The sequence below is a fragment of the Noviherbaspirillum humi genome, from assembly GCF_900188095.1.
GTDB lineage: Bacteria > Pseudomonadota > Gammaproteobacteria > Burkholderiales > Burkholderiaceae_D > Noviherbaspirillum > Noviherbaspirillum humi.
On sequence record NZ_FZOT01000011.1, the window covers coordinates 61,712 to 80,448 of the forward strand.

General features: G+C 63.0%; 14 protein-coding genes. 4 read left to right on the top strand and 10 right to left on the bottom strand.

Annotated features, from left to right (window positions below; all coding sequences use genetic code 11):
- Positions 1–64: 64 nt before the first annotated feature.
- The 6 genes from CHB88_RS15575 to CHB88_RS15600 form a co-directional block, all read right to left on the bottom strand.
- Positions 65–796 carry an SDR family oxidoreductase gene (locus CHB88_RS15575; RefSeq protein WP_089400263.1) on the bottom strand — a complete coding sequence of 244 codons (732 nt, stop codon included), beginning with the start codon at positions 794–796 and terminating at the stop codon, positions 65–67.
- Positions 797–798: 2 nt separating this feature from the next.
- Positions 799–2,166 (bottom strand): glycosyltransferase family 4 protein, encoded by a 1,368-nt coding sequence (locus tag CHB88_RS15580; RefSeq protein ID WP_089400264.1) that lies wholly within the window; start codon positions 2,164–2,166, stop codon positions 799–801.
- A 195-nt stretch (positions 2,167–2,361) separates the two neighbouring features.
- A complete protein-coding gene (locus tag CHB88_RS15585) occupies positions 2,362–2,859 on the bottom strand; it encodes a hypothetical protein (RefSeq protein ID WP_089400265.1) in 498 nt (165 codons plus the stop codon).
- 40 nt (positions 2,860–2,899) lie between these two features.
- Positions 2,900–3,934 carry a glycosyltransferase family 4 protein gene (locus CHB88_RS15590; RefSeq protein WP_089400266.1) on the bottom strand — a complete coding sequence of 345 codons (1,035 nt, stop codon included), beginning with the start codon at positions 3,932–3,934 and terminating at the stop codon, positions 2,900–2,902.
- A 63-nt stretch (positions 3,935–3,997) separates the two neighbouring features.
- The gene (locus CHB88_RS15595; RefSeq protein ID WP_245845000.1) at positions 3,998–5,125 is read right to left on the bottom strand and encodes a glycosyltransferase family 2 protein; all 1,128 of its coding nucleotides are present in this window, start codon (positions 5,123–5,125) and stop codon (positions 3,998–4,000) included.
- Between the two features lie 82 nt (positions 5,126–5,207).
- The gene (locus CHB88_RS15600; RefSeq protein WP_089400267.1) at positions 5,208–6,995 is read right to left on the bottom strand and encodes an ABCB family ABC transporter ATP-binding protein/permease; all 1,788 of its coding nucleotides are present in this window, start codon (positions 6,993–6,995) and stop codon (positions 5,208–5,210) included.
- A 258-nt stretch (positions 6,996–7,253) separates the two neighbouring features.
- On the opposite strand from CHB88_RS15600, the gene CHB88_RS15605 reads away from it, so the two are divergent.
- Genes CHB88_RS15605 through CHB88_RS24600 form a run of 3 tightly spaced genes read left to right on the top strand, consistent with a single transcriptional unit; the run spans position 7,254 to position 11,193 of the window.
- Positions 7,254–8,999 (top strand): carbamoyltransferase family protein, encoded by a 1,746-nt coding sequence (locus CHB88_RS15605; RefSeq protein WP_089400341.1) that lies wholly within the window; start codon positions 7,254–7,256, stop codon positions 8,997–8,999.
- Positions 8,999–10,150, top strand: a complete 1,152-nt coding sequence (locus CHB88_RS15610; RefSeq protein ID WP_143131314.1) for a glycosyltransferase family 9 protein — start codon at positions 8,999–9,001, stop codon at positions 10,148–10,150. Before CHB88_RS15605 ends, CHB88_RS15610 begins: the two co-directional genes overlap by 1 nt.
- Positions 10,147–11,193: a UDP-glucuronic acid decarboxylase family protein gene (locus tag CHB88_RS24600; RefSeq protein WP_143131315.1), complete on the top strand. Its 1,047-nt coding sequence runs from the start codon at positions 10,147–10,149 to the stop codon at positions 11,191–11,193. The genes CHB88_RS15610 and CHB88_RS24600 overlap by 4 nt, the downstream gene beginning before the upstream one ends.
- A 181-nt stretch (positions 11,194–11,374) precedes the next feature.
- On the opposite strand, the gene CHB88_RS15615 is transcribed toward CHB88_RS24600, so the two are convergent.
- The 4 genes from CHB88_RS15615 to CHB88_RS15630 all read right to left on the bottom strand — a co-directional run bounded on the left by CHB88_RS15615 (position 11,375) and on the right by CHB88_RS15630 (position 17,231).
- Positions 11,375–12,673 carry a sensor domain-containing protein gene (locus CHB88_RS15615; protein ID WP_089400268.1) on the bottom strand — a complete coding sequence of 433 codons (1,299 nt, stop codon included), beginning with the start codon at positions 12,671–12,673 and terminating at the stop codon, positions 11,375–11,377.
- A gap of 153 nt (positions 12,674–12,826) precedes the next feature.
- Positions 12,827–15,601: a bifunctional diguanylate cyclase/phosphodiesterase gene (locus CHB88_RS15620; protein WP_176442509.1), complete on the bottom strand. Its 2,775-nt coding sequence runs from the start codon at positions 15,599–15,601 to the stop codon at positions 12,827–12,829.
- Between the two features lie 591 nt (positions 15,602–16,192).
- Positions 16,193–16,660: an AAA family ATPase gene (locus CHB88_RS15625; RefSeq protein ID WP_089400270.1), complete on the bottom strand. Its 468-nt coding sequence runs from the start codon at positions 16,658–16,660 to the stop codon at positions 16,193–16,195.
- Between the two features lie 49 nt (positions 16,661–16,709).
- Positions 16,710–17,231 (bottom strand): hypothetical protein, encoded by a 522-nt coding sequence (locus CHB88_RS15630; protein ID WP_089400271.1) that lies wholly within the window; start codon positions 17,229–17,231, stop codon positions 16,710–16,712.
- A gap of 475 nt (positions 17,232–17,706) precedes the next feature.
- On the opposite strand from CHB88_RS15630, the gene CHB88_RS15635 reads away from it, so the two are divergent.
- Positions 17,707–18,714, top strand: a complete 1,008-nt coding sequence (locus tag CHB88_RS15635) for a MerR family transcriptional regulator (protein WP_089400272.1) — start codon at positions 17,707–17,709, stop codon at positions 18,712–18,714.
- Positions 18,715–18,737 lie beyond the last annotated feature (23 nt).

Consider the following 18,737-nt stretch of genomic DNA (forward strand, 5'->3'; position numbering starts at 1 on the left):
GAATCGCCGCGCAGTCTACCATCTCCGCGCGGCGATCTTGGGCGCGCCTCAGTACCTAAACGCATCAGGGCCAGGACGATTCCTTCATCGGCAGCACCATGATTTCCGAGATCACCGTTTCCTCCGGCAGCAGCAGCACCGACTTCACCGCCTTGGCGACGTTGGCCGGATCCTGCAGGGTGCTGACGTCGATGTCGGGGAAGCGGTCCAGCAGGAAAGGCGTGCGCATGCCGCCGGCGATCACCGCCGTCACCTTGATGTTGTGCGGCCGCAGTTCCGCATGCATCGCATGGGACAGGCCGAGCAGGCCCCATTTGCTCGCATGGTAGGCGGAGGCATTCGGCCAGGCGCGCTTGGCGGCGGTGGAGGCGATGTTGATGATATGCCCACCGCCGGCCCGCCGCATTTTTTCCGATGCATACTTCGCCAGCAGGAAGGGGCCGTTCAAGTTGGTGTTGATGACGCGGTTCCAGTCCGCCACCGACAGCTCTTCCATCGACAGCGTGACGTCGGTGCCGGCATTGTTGACCAGCACGTCGAGCCGGCCGAAGCGGCCGACGATGTCATTGACGGCCTGCTCCGCCGCCTGCGGGTCGCCGACGTCGAGCGCGATCGCCTCCGCCTGCGCATCGCCGCGCAGCGAATCGGCCACCGCCGCCGCCTTCTCCAGCTTCAGGTCGGCCACCACGACGCGGGCGCCGGATGCCGACAGCACCTGGCACAGCGCCGCGCCGAGGCCGCTGGCGCCGCCGGTGACCAGCACCGTCTTGCCGGCGAGGCTGCTGTCGCGGGCCATGTTCACAGTGCCTGCAGATTCGACTGATAACTTCTGGCTGTCCATTCAATCTCCGTTAGGTTGGTTGTGCCATTGCGCACATAGGATGGGGTAAGGGTTGCGGCGGCTTCGGCGGCCTCCGCGGCATCGGCCTCGGCCTGGCGGCGCTCCAGCATCGCCTCATAGCAGGCGGCGATCTGCTGGGTGATGCTGCGCCAGGTGTAGCCCTGGTAGGCGCGGCGTATGCCCTCGTTGCCGAGCTGCCGCACCAGCTGCGGCTGCCGGTACAGCCGCGCCAGGCGCTCGGCGACGGCCTCGGGGTCGTTCGGCGGCACCAGATAACCGGTTTCGCCGTCGATGACGGTGCTCTTGATGCCGCCCACCGCCGCCCCGATCACCGGCGTGCCGCAGGCCATGGCTTCCACCGGCGTGATGCCGAAGGGTTCGTACCAGGGCGTGGTGACGAAGGCATTGGCGGCGCTGTAGTAATAGCGCAGCTCCTCGCGCGGGCGCTGGCCGGTGAAGGTGATGCTGTCCTTCAGGCCGAGCGACTGCGCCATCTCGGTCAGGCGGCCCAGCTCCGGCGTGTTGACGGTGTCGATCTTCTCGGCATTGCCGCCGACTACCAGCAGGCGGGCGCGGATGCCGTGGCGCTCGCGCAGCAGGGCCAGGCTGCGGATGACATTGTCCACGCCCTTGCGCGGCACCATGCGGCCGAGCTGCAGCACGATGAATTCGTTCGGATCGAGGCCGAGATGCTCCCGCGCGATCATCGGCACCGGCCAAAGCTCTTCCGGATCGAAGCCGCAGGGCACGATGTCGATGCGGTCGCAAGGCGCGCCGTACAGCTGCTCCATGTCCTGCTTGTCCTGCGGACATTCGGCGATGATGCGGTCCGCTTCCTGCATCAGGCTTTCCTCGATATCGAAGCGCTCCTCCGGAAATCCGTCGGCCTGTCCCTGGCACTGGCGCCTTACCCGGCCGAGCGCATGGAAGGTGATGACGAAGGGAATGCCGAGCGCCTGCTTCAGCTGCTGCGCCACCATGCCGGACATGAAGAAGTTGGCATGCGCCAGGTCGTAGGCAATCTTCTGCCGCCGGGCGAAGCTGATGACGAAGCGTCCGAACTGCTCCATGTGGGGCAGCATCGCTTCCTTCGGAATGTAGTGCGCAGGCCCGGCCGGCACATGGATCACGCGCACGTTCGGCTGCCAGTTGACGATGCGCGGCCGGGCGGCGCCGTCGCATCGGGTGAACACGTCGACCAGATGCCCGGCCTGCGCCAGCTGGCGTGCCACGTGCGCCACGTAGACGTTCTGTCCGCCGCTGTCGATGCTGCCGGGAGGCGCCAGGGGCGATGCATGTTCACTGATGAGGGCAATTTTTCGCATGATGTCTATGCCAAGGATGGCCGGTTCGAGTTGATGATTTTTTCTTCAGCCTGCAGCCTTCCCTGCCTGCGCCAGTGTGCTGGAGCGAGGCCTTTCTGCCACTGAGGAAACGCATACAACAGGCAGTGCCTGATCCGGTTTTTGCAAGCGCCGCCGCATGCCCCTTGCATGTCGGAAAAAACGCTTGCGCGTGATTCATCGGGTGCCGAGAAAAAGCGTTTTCGTCCTTTCCTTCGCAATGCCGGCCTTGGCGAGCGCGCGCAGGCACATCGCCACCGAGCCGGCAAAGGCTTCGTCATACCAGGGATGGGCGCCGGAAACGCCGACCACGATGTCGTCCAGCACGATGCTGCCCCAGAGCGTGGTATCGCCCTCCTGCAGCAGGTGCGGCTTGAGTTCCTGCACCACATGGCCGTCGAGGCCGGTCTTCCATGCCACCCGGGCCTTCGCGCGGGCGAAGGCGCCGTAATCCGCATCCCACTTCTCGCGGTCGCCGACGGCGTGCTCATACAGGATCGCGTCTTCGAAGGAGGAATTGGCCGGCGTAAAGCCAGGCTTCATGATCACGATGTAGAGGAAGCCGCTCTCGCCGGCGACCTGGCTGTCCATGGCGGCGTTGATCATCGGCAGGGCGAGTTCCACCGCTTTCGCGGCGGTGGCGGGAGTGAGGAAGTAGCTGTCGAAGGATGGCATGCGGTTTCTTTCGCTTGAACGGGTTGGATCGATCGAATTTTCATGCGGAGCGCAGCCGTGGCATGGCGCCGGCGGAGGTGTCCTGATTTGCCTCGGCCTCATTCATGCCGCCGTGATGGCGCGCAATCCGGTGGCCGGTCACATCGCGCAGCGTACGGTCCCAGTCGGCGATGAAGCGGGCTATGGAAAAGCGTTCCTGAGCGCGCCGCCTTGCGCCCTCGCCCAGCCGCTTCGCTTCCTCGGGATTGCGCAGCAGCGCCTGCATGTGGCCGATGAGCGCATCGACGTTGGTGTCCACATAGCCCGACTTGCCGTTCTCGATCACGGTCGCCATCTCGGTGGTGGCAAGGCCGATCACCGGCACGCCGACCATCATCGCCTCGATCACCGCGAGGCCGAGGCTGGTATAGCGGATCGGGTTGAACAGGAAGCGGTAGTCGGCCGCGAAGTTCGGCAACTGGGCATGCAGCACCTCGCCGATGCCGTCCATTTCTTCCGCGCCCATGCCGACGAGATCCAGCGGCACCTGCGCGCGCGCCTGCAGGAAGACGTCGCCGCCGAGGCGGCGGCCGCGCCGGGCCAGATGATTGACCACCACCAGCCCGCGCTCATGGCCGCCGCGATAGGAGACGCCCGGCGGCACCAGCACGCCATGCTCGATCACCCGGGTCGGTGTCGCGCCGCTGTTCCACATCAGGCGGTTGAAATGCGTCACGTGCACCAGCAACACATCGGGATCGTTCACCGGGTGCGGCATGTCGGTTGGATGCTCGCGCGGCGTGTCGTGCTCGAGGTAGATGCGCGGCAAGGCCCGCTGCGCCGGCGTCAGGAATTCGTATTGATCCTTCAGGTACTGGTCGTCGTCCTGGAACAGGATGCAGTCGAACTCATGCTTCGCCGCTTCCGAGACCGGCATGTCGATCACGTTGTCGCCCCACGGGATATGGCCGCAGCGACCGCCGTAGCCGGCAGGCCGATCCGGCTTGGACAGCACGTAGAACTGGTGCGGCACCTGGGTCAGGTAGTACAGGTAGCTGCCGTGGGTATGCCAGGTCAGGATGCGCAGGGGTCGCATGGGTGGGCGTTTCCTCGTTCGTTGGGATTCAGGTTGGCTGGAGCGCGCGCAAGGACGGCTTTGTCATAGGAAGGCCACCCGGAAGCGCAGCGCCCCCACCATGCGCCAGTACACCGCCAGCGGCGGGATCGCGGCCGAGGTCAGCACCATTTCGGCCACGTGGGAGGCGGTCTTTCGGGTGCCGCGCAAGCGCGCCAGGCAGAAGCGGCCGGTCATCAGCAGCCATGCGATGGCGGCGCCGGCGGCCAGCGCCGGCTTGCCGAGCAGCAGGGCCAGCGGCGCGCCGAGCAGGCACAGCACGATCAGGTAATAGTCCCAGCGCGGCGTGGCGCGAATCCGTTCCCGGTAGCGCCGCGGATGCTTCTTGTACAGCAGCGCATCGAACACCACCTTCTTTTGCTGCGACATGCTGACGCCCCAGGATGCCGGCCGCACTGGATGGATCACCACCGCCTGCGGCGCGTCGGCGATGGCGATGCCATGGTCGAGCAGGCGGAAATGCAGGTCGCTGTCCTCGCGCCATGCGAGCCGGAAACGCTCGTCGAAGCCGCCGAGCTGCTCCAGCACCGCGCGCCGCGCCAGGCAGTTGGCGGTGACGAACTCCGCCGTCTCCAGGTGCTTGGCGTCGCGCTCGTAGTCGCTCGGCGTGCTGGAGAGCGGCATCTCGATGCGCCCGCGCACCACGCCGGCGCCTTTCTCGAAAGCGGCGAGGCCGTGGCGCAGCCAGTCGGCGGTCGGCACCGTATCGTCGTCGGTGAAGGCGATGATGGGCGACCGGGCCGCCTGCCAACCGCGGTTGCGGGCCGCGGCCGGGCCGTGCGGTCCACGGTTGGGGAGGTAGCGCACTTCCAGGCCGCGGTCAGCCATGCGCTCGGTCCAGGCGCCGACCACCTTGCGGGTGGCGTCGCTCGGCGCATCGTCGACGATGATGACCTCATAGTCGCCGGCGGCGAAATTCTGCGCCGTCAGCCCGGCCAGGCAGCGGTTCAGCAGGTCGGCCCGTCCGCAGGTGGGCACCACGATGGAAACGAGGAAACGGTCCTCCGCTTTCGCGCCATCCACCCTGGCGCCACCATGGGGAGCGGCAATGGCCTGCTCTCCTCGACCGTCGCGAACCGGATGAAAGGCGGCGCCTGCCTGCATCCCGGCGTTGCGGTCATGGCCATCGGGCATCGGAAGCGTTCTTTCCATAAGCGGTTTCCTCGAACTGGGTTCTCGTCTCAAATTGCTGCGGCCGCCACGGTGGCCGCGATCGGTACTGAGCGGCCTCCTTTCATGACGCCAGCATCATCTGCTGGCGGTCCTCGTTCTGCTGCAGCTGCCACAGCCGCGCATACATCCCGTTTTGCCGCAGCAGATCGTCATGGGTGCCGCGCTCCATCACCCGGCCGCGCTCGAGCACGATGATTTCGTCGGCGCGCACGATGGTGGACAGGCGGTGGGCGATGATGAGCGTGCTTCTGTCCACCGACAGCCGGTCCAGCTCCTGCTGGATCGCATGCTCGGATTGCGAGTCGAGGGCCGAGGTGGCTTCGTCGAAAATAAGAATCGGCGGATTCTTCAGGATGGCGCGCGCCACCGCGATGCGCTGCTTCTCGCCGCCGGAAATCTTCACACCGCGCTCGCCCACCGGCGTGTCGTACTTCTGCGGCAGGGAATCGATCAGCTCGTGGATGTGAGCCGCCTTGGCGGCGTTGATGGTGTCCTCGCGGCTGGCGCCGATGCGGCCGTAGGCGATGTTGTAGCCGATGGTGTCGTTGAACAGCACCGTGTCTTGCGGCACCACGCCGATCACGCGGCGCACGCTGCTCGCGGTGACGCTGCCGATATCCTGGCCGTCGACCAGGATGCGGCCGCCTGTCGGCTCGTAGAAGCGCAGCAGCAACCGCGCCAGCGTCGACTTGCCGGAGCCGCTGCCGCCCACCACCGCCACGGTGCGTCCGGCCGGAATGCGAAAGCTCACGCCATGCAGGATGGGCCGCTCCGGATCGTAGTGGAAGCTGACGTCGTCGAACACCACCTCGCCGCGCTCGGCCTTCAGCTCCGGCGTGGCGGCGGTCTCTTCCTTCTCCGGCCTCTGGCGCAGCAGCTGGAACAGGCGCTCGGCATTGACCCACGCATCCTTGGCTTCGCGGTAGACGAAGCCGAGGGCATTGAGCGGAAGGCACACCTGCAGCACGTAGGCGTTGATCAGGACCAGGTCGCCCACCGTCATGTTCCGCGCCAGCACGTCCTGCCCGGCCAGCAGCATGATGCCGGCGACACCGAGCGCGATGATGCCGCTCTGCCCCACGTGCAGGGCGAACAACGCCTTCTGGTTCGATACCGCGGCCTCGGTCCACTGCCCCATGATGCCGGCGAAGCGATCGCCCTCCACTTTCTCGTTGGTGAAGTATTTCACCGTGTCGTAGTTGATCAGGCTGTCGGTGAGCTTGCTCTTGGCGGTGGTGTCGAGCTTGTTGACGCGGCGCTGGTAGATGGTGCGGCGGGCGGTGAAGAACAGGGTGAAGCTGGAGTACACCAGGAAGGTGATGACGATGATGCCGGAGTACCAGAAATTGTACCGGCCCATCAGGATGGCCAGCACGAAGCCGATCTCCATCAGCGTCGGCACGATGGTGAACAGGCCGACGCCGAGCAGGAAGGCGATGCCGTTGGTGCCGCGGTCGATGTCTGGCAGCAGGCCGCCGATATGGCGCTGCGCGTGGAAGCGCGCGCTCAGGTGGTGAAGATGGTTGAATACCCGATGCGCGTAGGTGGCCACGGTGCGCTGCGTTACCCGCGAGAACACCAGGTCGCGCAATTCGTTGAACAGGGTGCTGGAGAAGCGCAGGAAGGCGTAGCCGGCAAGCAAGGTCACCGGCAGCAGCGTCACCGTTTCCGGGCGCGACAATACGTCGATGATGTGCTTGAGCAGCAGCGGCACGGCGACGGTCGTGATCTTCGCCATGATGAGGAAACCGAGCGCGCCGGCGACGCGCCAGCGGTATGGCGCCACCACCTGCCACAGCCCTGCCATGACGGTAGCCTTGTCCTCCGGGAATCCGCTTCGCTGTTGCATCTCCGATTGCTTTCCAGTCTCATTGTTTTCTCGCGCCCGACCTGCCTTTTCGCCAAGAAAAAGCACCCCCGCGAAAACCGATTCACATGAGAACCGCATGGCACAGGTTTGTTCCTTGTCAGACTTTCATGCTTGAGATTTAACAATCGCACGCCGCTTTTCAGAAACCAACATTTGACGCGGGAATCACTTGCAAACCCCCACGAGGCAGCGCCGCCAGCGCGCCTTTCCATCGATTGCCAGGAAGAAGGAGTGAGCGTGTATACCCTAGGGATCAATGCAGCCTTTCATGATTGCTCCGCCACGCTCGTAAAGGATGGCGTCGTCCTCGCTGCGGCCGAAGAGGAACGCTTCACCAAGGTGAAGCATGGCAAGCGTCCTGTGCCCTTCACCGTGTGGCAACTGCCCTTCCACGCCATCGACTACTGCCTGAAGGAAGCCGGCATTGCGCTGCGCGATGTCGACCATGTCGCCTACTCCTACGATCCCTACATGCAACTCGGCGAGCGGGCAGAACAGGCCACCCTTTCCCTGCCGCTGGAGCCGTCGAAGAACCCCACAAGCGAATGGCTGTCGCCGTGGGATCCGCTGTCGCTGTCCTATATCGTCAACGCGCCGCGCCAGCTCGCCAGCGGCGCGCCGCATCACCTGAAGGCGCGCTTCCGCGACGTGCGCCACGACGGTCCGTTCAAGTGGCATTTCGTCGAGCACCACCTCGCCCACGAAGCAAGCGCCTTCCTCGCCGCGCCGTTCGAGGAATGCGCCGTGCTGGCGATGGACGGCCGCGGCGAGCGCCCCACCACCAGCTACGGCCTCTACCGCGACGGACGATATCAGCGCATCAAGCAGGTCAACCTGCCGCATTCCCTCGGCCTGCTGTATGAAGAGGTGACCGATCATCTCGGCTTCCTGCGCTCCTCCGATGAATACAAGGTGATGGCGCTGGCCTCCTACGGCAAGCCGAACTTCGTTTCCGAATTCAAGGAAGTGGTGCGCTACCGCGGCGAGGGCGACTACACCGTTGCAAAGGTCGACTGGAAGGACGTTATCGGCCCGGCGCGGCTGCGCGGCTCCGCCTTCGAGCAGGTGCACATGGACATTGCCCATTCACTGCAGGTGGTGCTGGAGGAAACCGTGGCCCAGATGGTGGACTGGCTGCACCGGGAAACCGGCGCGAAGAATTTGTGCATGGCCGGCGGCGTGGCGCTCAACTGCGTGATGAACGCACGCATTCGCGACAACGGCCCTTTCGAGAAGGTCTGGATCCAGCCGGCCGCCGGCGACTCCGGCACTTCGCTCGGCGCGGCGATGTGGATAGATGCGCAGCAGCGCGGCGACACACGCCGCCACTGGGTGATGGACCATGTGTTCTACGGCCCGGAGTACGACGATGAGGAGATCGAGGAATTCCTGAAGCAGGCGCGCCTGCCCTATCGCAAGGTGGACGACATCGCCGAAGCCACCGCCGAGCTGCTGGCCCAGAACAAGGTGATCGGCTGGTTCCAGGGCCGCATGGAGTTCGGCCCGCGCTCCCTCGGCGCGCGCTCCATCCTTGCCTCGCCGATCGATCCCGGCATGCAGGCTCACCTGAACCTGATCAAGGACCGCGAGGATTTCCGGCCGGTGGCTCCGGTGGTGCTTGAAGAGGAAGCCGACAAGTGGTTCGTCAACGGCCACCAGTCGCCCTTCATGACCTTCGTCTTCGACGTGCGCGAGGACAGGGTAGACAAGATACCGGCGGTGCGCCATGTCGACGGCACCGCGCGGGTGCAGACCATTAACCGTGCCCAGAACCCGGCCTACTACGATCTGCTGCAGTCGTTCGCGAAGCGCACCGGCGTGCCGGTGCTGGTGAATACGTCTTTCAACACCCGGGGCGAGCCTATCGTCTGCACGCCGCGCGACGCGGTGGAGTCCTTCTGCACCACGCCGCTGGATGTGCTCGCCATAGGCTCCTTCCTGCTGGAGAAACCGAAGCTGATCATCGGCGGGCAGCAATCATAATGGCCATCGATTTCGACTCCCTGCGCCGCATCGCGGTGTTCCGCGCGCTGCAACTGGGTGACCTGCTGGTGACGGTGCCGGCGCTGCGAGCCCTGCGCGCCGCCGCGCCGCAGGCGCAGATCGTCCTCGTCGGCCTGCCCTGGGCGGCGAGCTTCGCCGAGCGCTTCGAGAAGTACGTGGACGAACACCTGGTGTTTCCCGGGTTTCCCGGCCTGCCGGAAAGCGCCCCCGACATGGCCGCCATTCCCCGCTTCTTCGCCCAGGCGCAGTCGTACCAGTTCGACCTCGCGATACAGTTGCATGGCAGCGGCCTGCAAACGAATCCGCTCGCCGTCGCCATGGGCGCGCGCCGCAACGCCGGCTTCTTCGTGCCCGGCCACTACTGCCCCGACCCCGAGCTTTTCGCCGACTGGCAGGACAGCGAGCACGAGGTGCTGCGCTACCTGCGGCTGATGCGCTTCCTCGGAATCGAGACCCGCGGCGAAGCGCTCGAGTTTCCGCTCACCGGCCGCGATTTCCAGTCGCTGCGCCACGGCGCGGCCATGGCAGACATCGATCTGCCGGCGCCGGGCGGCTATGCCTGCATCCATCCCGGTTCGCGCCTGCCTTCGCGCCGCTGGCCGCCGGAGCGCTTCGCCCAGGTGGCCGACGCGCTGGCGGCGGAGGGCCTGCAGATCGTGCTCACCGGATCCGACGGTGAGCGCGACATCATCGCGGCGGTGCGCGCCGCGATGCATGCGCCGGCGCTCGACTTGTGCGGCCGCACCGATCTCGGCGCGCTCGCCGCGCTGGTGGCGCAGGCGCGGCTGGTGGTGTGCAACGATACCGGCATCTCCCATGTCGCCGCCGGCGTGGCCACGCCGAGCGTGGTGATTTCCTCCGGCGCCGATGCGCGCCGCTGGGCGCCGCTGGATGCGAACCGGCACCGCCTGCTGTTCGCCCACGCGCCTTGCCGCCCCTGCGCCCATGTGGTCTGCCCGGTGGCGGGCCATCCCTGCGCCACCGACGTTTCCGCCGAGCGCGTCATCGCCGAGGCGCTCGACCTGTGCGCCGCCGACTTGCCGCGGCCGGTACGCGCGGTGAACGCGGATCTGCAAGCCGCCCCTATGCCGCTGCGCTTCATACAAGACATCAGGAGACTCGAATCATGAAAGAGCTGCACTACAAGCGCATCCTGGTCACCGGCGGCGCCGGCTTCCTCGGCTCGCATCTATGCGAATACCTGCTCAATCAGGGCCATGACGTGCTCTGCGTGGACAATTTCTACACCGGCACCAAGCTCAACATCGTCCACCTGCTCAACCATCCCAACTTCGAGCTGATGCGGCACGACGTCACCTTTCCGCTCTACGTGGAAGTGGACGAGATCTACAACCTCGCCTGCCCGGCGTCTCCGGTGCACTACCAGTTCGATCCGGTGCAGACTACCAAGACCAGCGTGCACGGCGCCATCAACATGCTCGGCCTGGCCAAGCGGGTGAAGGCGCGCATCCTGCAGGCTTCCACCAGCGAAGTCTATGGCGACCCGGAAGTGCATCCGCAGACGGAGGATTACTGGGGCCATGTGAATCCGCTCGGCATCCGCTCCTGCTACGACGAGGGCAAGCGCTGCGCCGAGACCCTGTTCATGGACTACCGCCGCCAGCACGGCCTGCCGGTGAAGATCGCCCGCATCTTCAATACCTACGGCCCGCGCATGCATCCCAACGATGGCAGGGTGGTATCCAACTTCATCATGCAGGCGCTGGCCGACGCGCCCATCACCATCTATGGCGATGGCAACCAGACCCGGTCCTTCTGCTACGTCGACGACCTGATCGAGGCCTTTCACCGCCTAATGCAGACGCCCAACGAATTCTGCGGCCCGGTCAACCTCGGCAACCCGGGCGAGTTTTCGATGCTGGAACTGGCGCGCAAGGTGATCGCCATCACCGGCTCGCATTCGGAGATCATCTTCAAGCCCCTGCCCGCCGACGACCCCACCCGGCGCCGCCCGGACATCAGCCTCGCGCGCAACTATTTAGGGTGGGAGCCTAAGGTTTCGCTTGACGAGGGACTAGAGAAGACCATTGCCTACTTCAAGCAATTGAGCTTTGCGATGGGGGATGCGAAGGAGGTGGAAGCGGCGCCGGTGTCGATTGCGCCGATGGTGCCGGGGGATGGCGCCGAAGGAAGCAGGATCAACCTGCACTAGGGAGTCAAGCAGGCGGTCCTCCTGCAGCGGACATTCTGGAGCGGGACCCGGGATTCATTCCTGTGTAGTGAACGTCAAAACGTTTGCGGCAGGATAGCAGCCTGATGCACCTGGCCGCACTCTACTTCTTCCGCGTCCGCAAGGTAAGCGGTTCCTCGCACGTTTCGTCGTTCGAGCTCATCTATGTTGAATCATGTCCGACGAGCCTGCGTCTCTTGACGTCATACAATCGCTTGTCGGCGGCGTTCTTCAGGGATGTGATGTCCATGCCGTCATCCGGGAAGACAGCGGCTCCAATACCGGTTTGCCGGATTATTGACGTACCGTTCGGAAGCTTGAACGGCATGGCAATCGCGTTTCTGATTTTTTCCCCGACCGCGGCTGGCGCATCCTTCGATTGAAGCAGGGGCAGCAGCACGACGAATTCGTCTCCACCCAACCGGGCAACGGTATCCTCCTCGCGCACGCACATCACCAGCCGGTCTCCGATCTCCTTGAGCATTGCATCGCCTGCCGCGTGCCCGAAAGTGTCATTGATGCTCTTGAAATCGTCGATATCCAGATAAAGCAAGGCGAACCGATGCTGGTGCCGTCTCGCGGCACGGCAGGCGGTTTCGGCTCTGTCCAGAAACAGACGGCGGTTCGGCAACCCCGTCAGTTCGTCGGTCGTTGCCGCAGCGAGCAGTTCCGCATGCAACCGGATCCGGTCCACCGCATCGGATAACTGTGCCGCAACGTAGGTCATGAAGTCCGACTCCTGCGGGCCCAACAGGATGCCAGGGTGGCTGCGCACGACAATCACGCCGATGATCTTGCCTGCGCGCGAAAGCGGAGCGGCAAGCCAGCTATAGTCTGCCGGCGCCGGGACGCGATAAACGGTCCGGCGTTCCTCCACGACCTGGGTGCAAACTTCCCTCGCCTCGTCATCGCCCAGGCAGGAAGAGTCGCCGCCGAAGTCGAGCTGATACTGGAAAGTGAACCTTCCCGAGTCGTCGGCAAAGGCGATCGCAAACGCAGAGGCCGGGATCATGGAGGCCGAGATCCGCTGGACTTCCTGATAAAGCTTCGACAGGTCGGTAATCTGGTGAGCAGCATTGGAGATGGCAAACATGGCTTGCTGTGTCCGCAGCTGTCGCCGGGATTCCGTCACATTCCGTGCCACGCCGATACGCACCTGATGCTCGGGCGACCATCTGGCTGACCACATGACATCGACGATCGAGCCATCCTTGTGGACATACCTGTTCTCGAAGCCGACGCGGGGCTGTCCCGACATGATGCGCATGGCTTCGTTCCAGGTCGTTGCACGGTCCTCGGGGAGCACCAGGTCGATCATTGGCGTGCCAAGCAGCGCTTGCTGGCTGTAGCCAAGCAGGTTCTCGCAGGATGGGCTGATGTACCGGATATTTCCGTGGACATCGACGATGAATATCGTATCCAAAATGAGATCGGCTATGTTCGAATGCAGGTCCGTTGTCATAGGGCTTTCTATCGAGGGCACATTGCGACGGCTTCTCCAACCCCTGGCCGGTCACGTGTTTGATTGAGAGATTTCCTTTCGGGACTCAGGAAATTCGTGGATGTCTACGCTTGCCGGAGGGATGCCAACAGCCCCTGCTACGGGAGTCGTTGATCAAGCCATCAGCGCTGAATGGCTCTGAAGAAGCTCTTCAAATAGCGATGCCCGAACCGGCTTGGAAAAATGGTACCCCTGCCCGAAATCGCAGCCAATCGTCCGCAGCAGGGAGCACTGCGCCGCGGTCTCTATCCCTTCGGCGACCACCTTGAGGCCGAGCTTGTGCGCCATCGCGATCATTGCTTCACACAGAATCATGTCCTCCGAATCCATCGCGAGCGCGGACACGAACGACTGATCGATCTTGATGAAGTCGATGTTCAGTTTTTTCAGGTAAGACAATGACGAGTAGCCCGTTCCAAAGTCGTCGAGCGACATCTTCATGCCGGCCTCTCGCAGCATCAAAAGCTGGCGCCTGACCGAATCCTCGACGTCGAGCAGCAATCGTTCGGTAATCTCCACCACGATGCCGTCGCCCGTGGTTCCCAGCGATTCAAGCGTGGCGACCCATTTTTTATGGGGAATGCCGCTGTTCTTGAACTGGACTGGGGACACGTTGATGCTGACCTGGAAGTCCGGCCGGTACCGGGAGCGCCAGGCCGCGACCGTTCGTGCCGCCTCGCCGAACACCCAGTCCCCGATGCTGACGATCGTCCCGGTATCTTCCGCAAGAGGAATGAATGTCGCCGGGCTGATCATCCCCTTTTCCGGATGCTTCCAGCGGATGAGCGCTTCCGCCTTCTCGACGTGTCCGTTCGCCAGATTGACGATCGGCTGATAGTAAAGTTCGAATTCGCCGCGCGACAAGGCAGTGCGCAAATCACTTGCCGTACGCATCTTGGTCTGAGCCTGCTCCTGCATCTGCTGATCGAAATAGACGTATTGGTTGCGGCCACGGCTTTTCGCGACATACATCGCCTGGTCGGCATTCTTGAACAAGTCTCCCGGCACCGACGAATCGTCCGGACACAAGGTAACGCCAATGCTCGCTGAAATGAAAACCGTATGCTGATGCAGTTGAAAGGGCCTGGACATGACGGCAAGAATTTCTTGCGCAACGCGTTCTATCCCCGAGTTCGATGCGAGGTCCGTGAGCAGGATGGTGAATTCATCGCCACCAATGCGGCCGACAAAATCGCAATCACGTATGCACGCTTTCAATCGGTTGCCGGCCTCCTGGAGCAGGAGATCGCCGGTGTCATGCCCATAGACGTCATTGATTTCCTTGAAGCTGTCCAAATCCAGGAACATGAGCGCCAACCTGCCCCCACTTCGGGCAACGCTCTTGATCTGGTGGCCAAAGTGCGCCGTAAACATCTGCCGGTTCGGCAGACCGGTCAGGCTATCGATGTTTGCCTGCTTCCAGATCAGATCAAGAGCGCTCTTACGGTCGGTGATGTCGCGCTGGATCGAGACGAATTGCGTGCATTCACCATTCTTGTCCCTTACCGGGACGATTTCCATCTCTACCCAGTATTCGCTGCCGTCCTTTCGATAATTGATGAGTTCCGCCTTGAGCGCCTCATGCCGCGCAACGCAATCGCGGATGCGGCTCAGCTCTGCCCGGTCCGTTCGCGGCCCCTGTAGGATGCGCGGCGTCCTGCCCAGGACGTCATCGCTGTCATATCCGGTTTGCCTTTCAAACGCATTGTTGACGAAAATGATGCGCGGTCCGCCGGAGGTGAGCGGATAGGATTCGGTGATCATCACCATGTCTGACAGCTGTGCCAGGCATTTCTCGAACAAGGTAAGCCGTTCCGCCGCTTCCTTTCTTTCCTCGACTTCGTCCTGGAGTCGCCTGTTCGCGTCATGAAGATTGGCCGTGCGCTGCGTGACACGGATTTCGACATCCCGCTCGGCCTTGAGAATCGCAGCCCGGCTTCGGGTGACCGCATCGACAGAGGTGATGGCAAAATGCGCCGTGGTAACCGCCAGTGCGATAACCACAAGGATGATGAGCCCGCCGGCCTTGATGTCCGTGATCAGTGCTTGATAATTCCCCTCCGGAAAAACTTCAACCGTTACGATGAGCGGCAAACCGTCAATCGGTCTCGAGGCGCTCGCCGGCTTGCCCGCTCCATGGCTGACCAGGGCGCTGTAGATGGTGGACATCGTCGGTTTTTCCGGGCCTCGATGGCTCGCATGGCGGGCGTCCTTCGTGAAGTTTTCTTCAAACGAAGGCGCGCTGGCAATGGTCTTTCCATTTTCATGGACCAGCTTGATGACCACATCGTCCCGAAACCGCGCATGCCTGAACATGCTCGCGATGCGTGATGCCTCGATCGGCGCGGCAATGACGCCAAGGAACCTGCCGGCGGCGTCTTCGACGCGCCTGCTCAGGAAGAAGACGCGCTTTCTGGATACCCGTCCGAAGTCGGGTTCACCCACATAGGCCGCCTTGGCTGCCCCGTTCGCTTTGTGGACGCGAAAATAATCACGGTCCGAATAATCGGTTCCAGCGACGCTGAGGTCGTTCGAAGCGGCAACGCCTCGTCCATTGGCATCGATGAACAGGACCCAATAGTCGCTGCGCGCCAAGCTGCCGTTCGACGATAGCAGCCGCTTGATCGCGTCGACGCTGACCTGCTCCGCCGGCGGCAGCAGTCCCAGGGCGTTGGAAAAGCCGAGCAACGACAGATCGATCAGCTGCAAAGAGTGGAAAACATGTGCCTCGATGGCGTGCACGAAGGTTCGGCTTTGCTCTCTCGCGATGTTTTCCCGGTCGATATAGGAAGAAAAAATCTTCCAGGCGACGAGACTCAGCGAGATGGCGATGACGAAGCCGCAGGCATAGAACACGCGCCGCTTGTACATCCGATATTGGTAAGGCACGCGCATCCTCCCGGGGGCATACGCCCGTTGACCAAGGTAACAACCGCGCCTTCTTCCATCCACCGCGATGCCGGCACAAGAAGGGGTAAGCCCACACCGTTTCAAAAGAGACAACTCAACTGGCTCTTTGTTTGCGCATCGAGATACCGCTTGCACCAGCACTGATTTAACGAAGTCGATGCTGTAAAGTAGCCCTTTTATTGATTCAGCGCAACACTATTTCTTGCAAAAGAAGGTCAGTCCCTCTCGTATTAGGAGGCTTCCATCGAAGATGGGCTTGCGTTGCCAGAATTGACGACATGAGCGAAGCCACCATTCATACGAAATGTCGTCGAATTGCGGACCAAAGAAAATAATGAAAGCCTAGTCATTGCCGACTTCATGTCCACAACCGACGCTGACGAGCGATCGCCGGCCAAATCGCTAAAGTGTGATGTTGCGGGAGCGTTGAACTTGGAAAACTTGGGTTTCGTAAGAACCGACTCTTTTCGTCGTCCTTTAGCTGAAAGTAGCCGAAGCCTGTCCTATGACGTTCACAGGCGACCTCCCACAAAGGCGAAACGCGGAGGTTAAAACGGCTTCAATCCCACATCACCCGGACTGTTTTGCCGCTCCCGGCCGCACCCACTCCTCCACCACAAACCGGTTCTCCACATCCACCGTCACCCGAAACAGCCGGTCATAGCCTTCCTCCCACCGCGGCCGCTCCAGCCGCTTCAGCGTGCCCAGCACGCCCTTCACCGGGATCACCGCCTTGCCGCTGCGCTGCGCATTCCAGCGCAGGTTGCGCTCAGGCTCGGGTTCGAAGAAATAACCATGCACGGCGAAGCGCGCGGCGCGGGCCAGCTGTATGGTCTCGCCGCGCTCCTCGCGGCTGACGTTGGTGTTGTCGAGCACGAAGCGCTGGCCGGCGGAGAGGCAGGCGGCGCGCAGCAGATGCTGCCGGTGGCGCGTCTTCAGCATGTCGAGGTTGATGCGCACATGGGTATCGAAGAAGCGCTCCTGGTAGAAGGTGCTCTTGCCCGAACCCTGTATGCCGATGAAGATGATGGCTTCCATTTTTCCTTTTGGCGCGCTCTATCGGGGTAACCGGACCGAAGGAGCCGGGCTATATCTCGTCGACGAGTATGCCGATCTCGTCGTCTTCCGGCACTCCCTGTTCTCCGATTGCCGCGGGATCGATCCATGCAGGCTCACCGTGCCGAAGTTTTTCAAACCGCATGTTGGCGCAGATGGCGCCCTCATCGTTCTGGTAGTTGACGAGAAACCGGAAACGGGAATGCGGAAAGAAAGCGGCGAGGTCCTTCTTCCACTTCTCCAAAATCTTCAATGCGGTGTACAGGCACAGGAGCGGCTGAGGCTTGCTGAATTCGCGGATGGCGATGAATGTTTCGTTCAGATCCCATTCCATGAAGCCGGATCCGCCTTCCCAATCCGAAAAGGTTTGGCCCGGCCTGATCTTTACCGCCCTGCCTGGGTCCAGCCGCCGCAGTTGATTGTTCAGGTCCGTATGGTCTCGCAGAAAGAGGACAACGGCGCCTTCGTAGAGATGGTAGTTGTAAAAGCCCTGATTCTTATGGAAGTTCATGTCCGCTTCCGTGCCGTCGATCCCGGCTTCCAGTTCGGCCAAGGCCCTTCGCATGGCTGCATTTGCTCGACGAGCCATCGTTTTTATCCTTTCGATCGAATGGTTGACCGAGGCTGAAGCAGGCGCCTTGGGTGGACACCTTTCCAACATATCACGGGCGTGGCGGGGTTCAACGCGACGAGGCCGGTATTCACCCAAGCCGGGGCAAAGGCTTAGCCGATGAGCAACAGGATGTGCGGCACCGGCTTTTCGAAGGGGGCAGCCTCTGTCCTCCCTGATGGCGGTTGCGCCCGCGTGGCGCCACGGAGCAAGGCCCCAGTTTCGGCGACGGCAAGACGCGAGGGTCTGCTTGTATTGGTTCGAGCTTTTTGTCTTCCCTGCTTCGTTCATTTTCTTATGCGAAACAAATTGTCCAGCTTTCGTCGCGTTTTTGAACTAAAATCACCAGCGTTGTCCTAGACAATACCAAGCATTACTTAGACAGCTCTCTATTTTTTCATTTCAAACCGGGTCAATCATGAGTTCCGATTTAGCTACCGAAGGTGCTTCCGAACCCCTATACCGCATCGGCGTCGCCGCCCGCCTGTCCGGCGTGCCGGTCCAGACCCTGCGCGTCTGGGAAAGGCGCTACCGTGTCGTGGGGCCGAACATGAGCCCGCGCGGGCAGCGGCTGTATTCCTCGCCTGAAATCAAGCGGCTCGCCCTGATCAAGCAGCTGGTCGACCTCGGCAACCCGATCGGCAACATCGCCCGCCTCTCGACCGAGGCGCTGACGGCCATGCTGGCGGCGGAGCGGTCCCACTCGTCGCCGGTGGTGGATGCGGAGCCGCTGAAAGAGGTGAAGGTGGCGCTGGTCGGCCCCGCCCTGTCGGCGCGCTGCCTTCAGCCGGCGGGATTCGGCAGCCTGTTCCGGGTGGTCGCCCACTGCGCCCGTCCGGAAGACGTGGAGCGCAAGCTGAGCCATGCGGATGCCGACCTGGCGATGATCGAGCTGGCCACCCTCAGCGCCGAGCCGATGGATGCCATCGAGCGGGTGAAGCAGGCCTGCGGGGCCGAGGAAGTGCTGGTGCTGTACCGCTTCGCGCCGAGCAAGCTGATCCGGCAGCTGCGCGCCGCCGGCCATCATGTGGCCCGGATGACGTCCGACGCCGACGAACTCGAGGCGCTCTGCCGGGCGGCGCTCAAGCCCCGCCCTTTTGCGCAGGACGATGCGGCGGGCGATGGCGAGCCGCCGCCGGCGCGCTATACCGAAGCCCAGCTTGCCGCCTTCGCCGGCGCCGCCGCCGGCCGGGTGTACTGCGAATGCCCGCGCCACCTGGCCGAGCTGCTGATGAGCCTCGGCAGCTTCGAGCGCTACAGCGGCGAATGCGCCAGCCGCAGCCCGGAGGATGCGCTGTTCCACCTCGAACTCCAGCAAAGCACCGGCTTTGCCCGCGCGCTGCTGGAGAACGCGCTGCAACGGGTGGCCCAGCATGAAGGCCTGCCGCTGCCGGACGACATCCCGGAAGCGAGAAACGCCGCCTGACACCGCCCTCCGTTTCTCCACCA

Coding starts and splice junctions, on each gene's coding strand:
- CHB88_RS15580 (WP_089400264.1), bottom strand. CDS start 2,166: ATGCGAAAAATTGCCCTCATCAGTGAACATGCATCGCCCCTGGCGCCT.
- CHB88_RS15635 (WP_089400272.1), top strand. CDS start 17,707: ATGAGTTCCGATTTAGCTACCGAAGGTGCTTCCGAACCCCTATACCGC.
- CHB88_RS15575 (WP_089400263.1), bottom strand. CDS start 796: ATGGCCCGCGACAGCAGCCTCGCCGGCAAGACGGTGCTGGTCACCGGC.
- CHB88_RS15590 (WP_089400266.1), bottom strand. CDS start 3,934: ATGCGACCCCTGCGCATCCTGACCTGGCATACCCACGGCAGCTACCTG.
- CHB88_RS24600 (WP_143131315.1), top strand. CDS start 10,147: ATGAAAGAGCTGCACTACAAGCGCATCCTGGTCACCGGCGGCGCCGGC.
- CHB88_RS15625 (WP_089400270.1), bottom strand. CDS start 16,660: ATGGAAGCCATCATCTTCATCGGCATACAGGGTTCGGGCAAGAGCACC.
- CHB88_RS15595 (WP_245845000.1), bottom strand. CDS start 5,125: ATGGAAAGAACGCTTCCGATGCCCGATGGCCATGACCGCAACGCCGGG.
- CHB88_RS15600 (WP_089400267.1), bottom strand. CDS start 6,995: ATGCAACAGCGAAGCGGATTCCCGGAGGACAAGGCTACCGTCATGGCA.
- CHB88_RS15585 (WP_089400265.1), bottom strand. CDS start 2,859: ATGCCATCCTTCGACAGCTACTTCCTCACTCCCGCCACCGCCGCGAAA.
- CHB88_RS15615 (WP_089400268.1), bottom strand. CDS start 12,673: ATGACAACGGACCTGCATTCGAACATAGCCGATCTCATTTTGGATACG.
- CHB88_RS15610 (WP_143131314.1), top strand. CDS start 8,999: ATGGCCATCGATTTCGACTCCCTGCGCCGCATCGCGGTGTTCCGCGCG.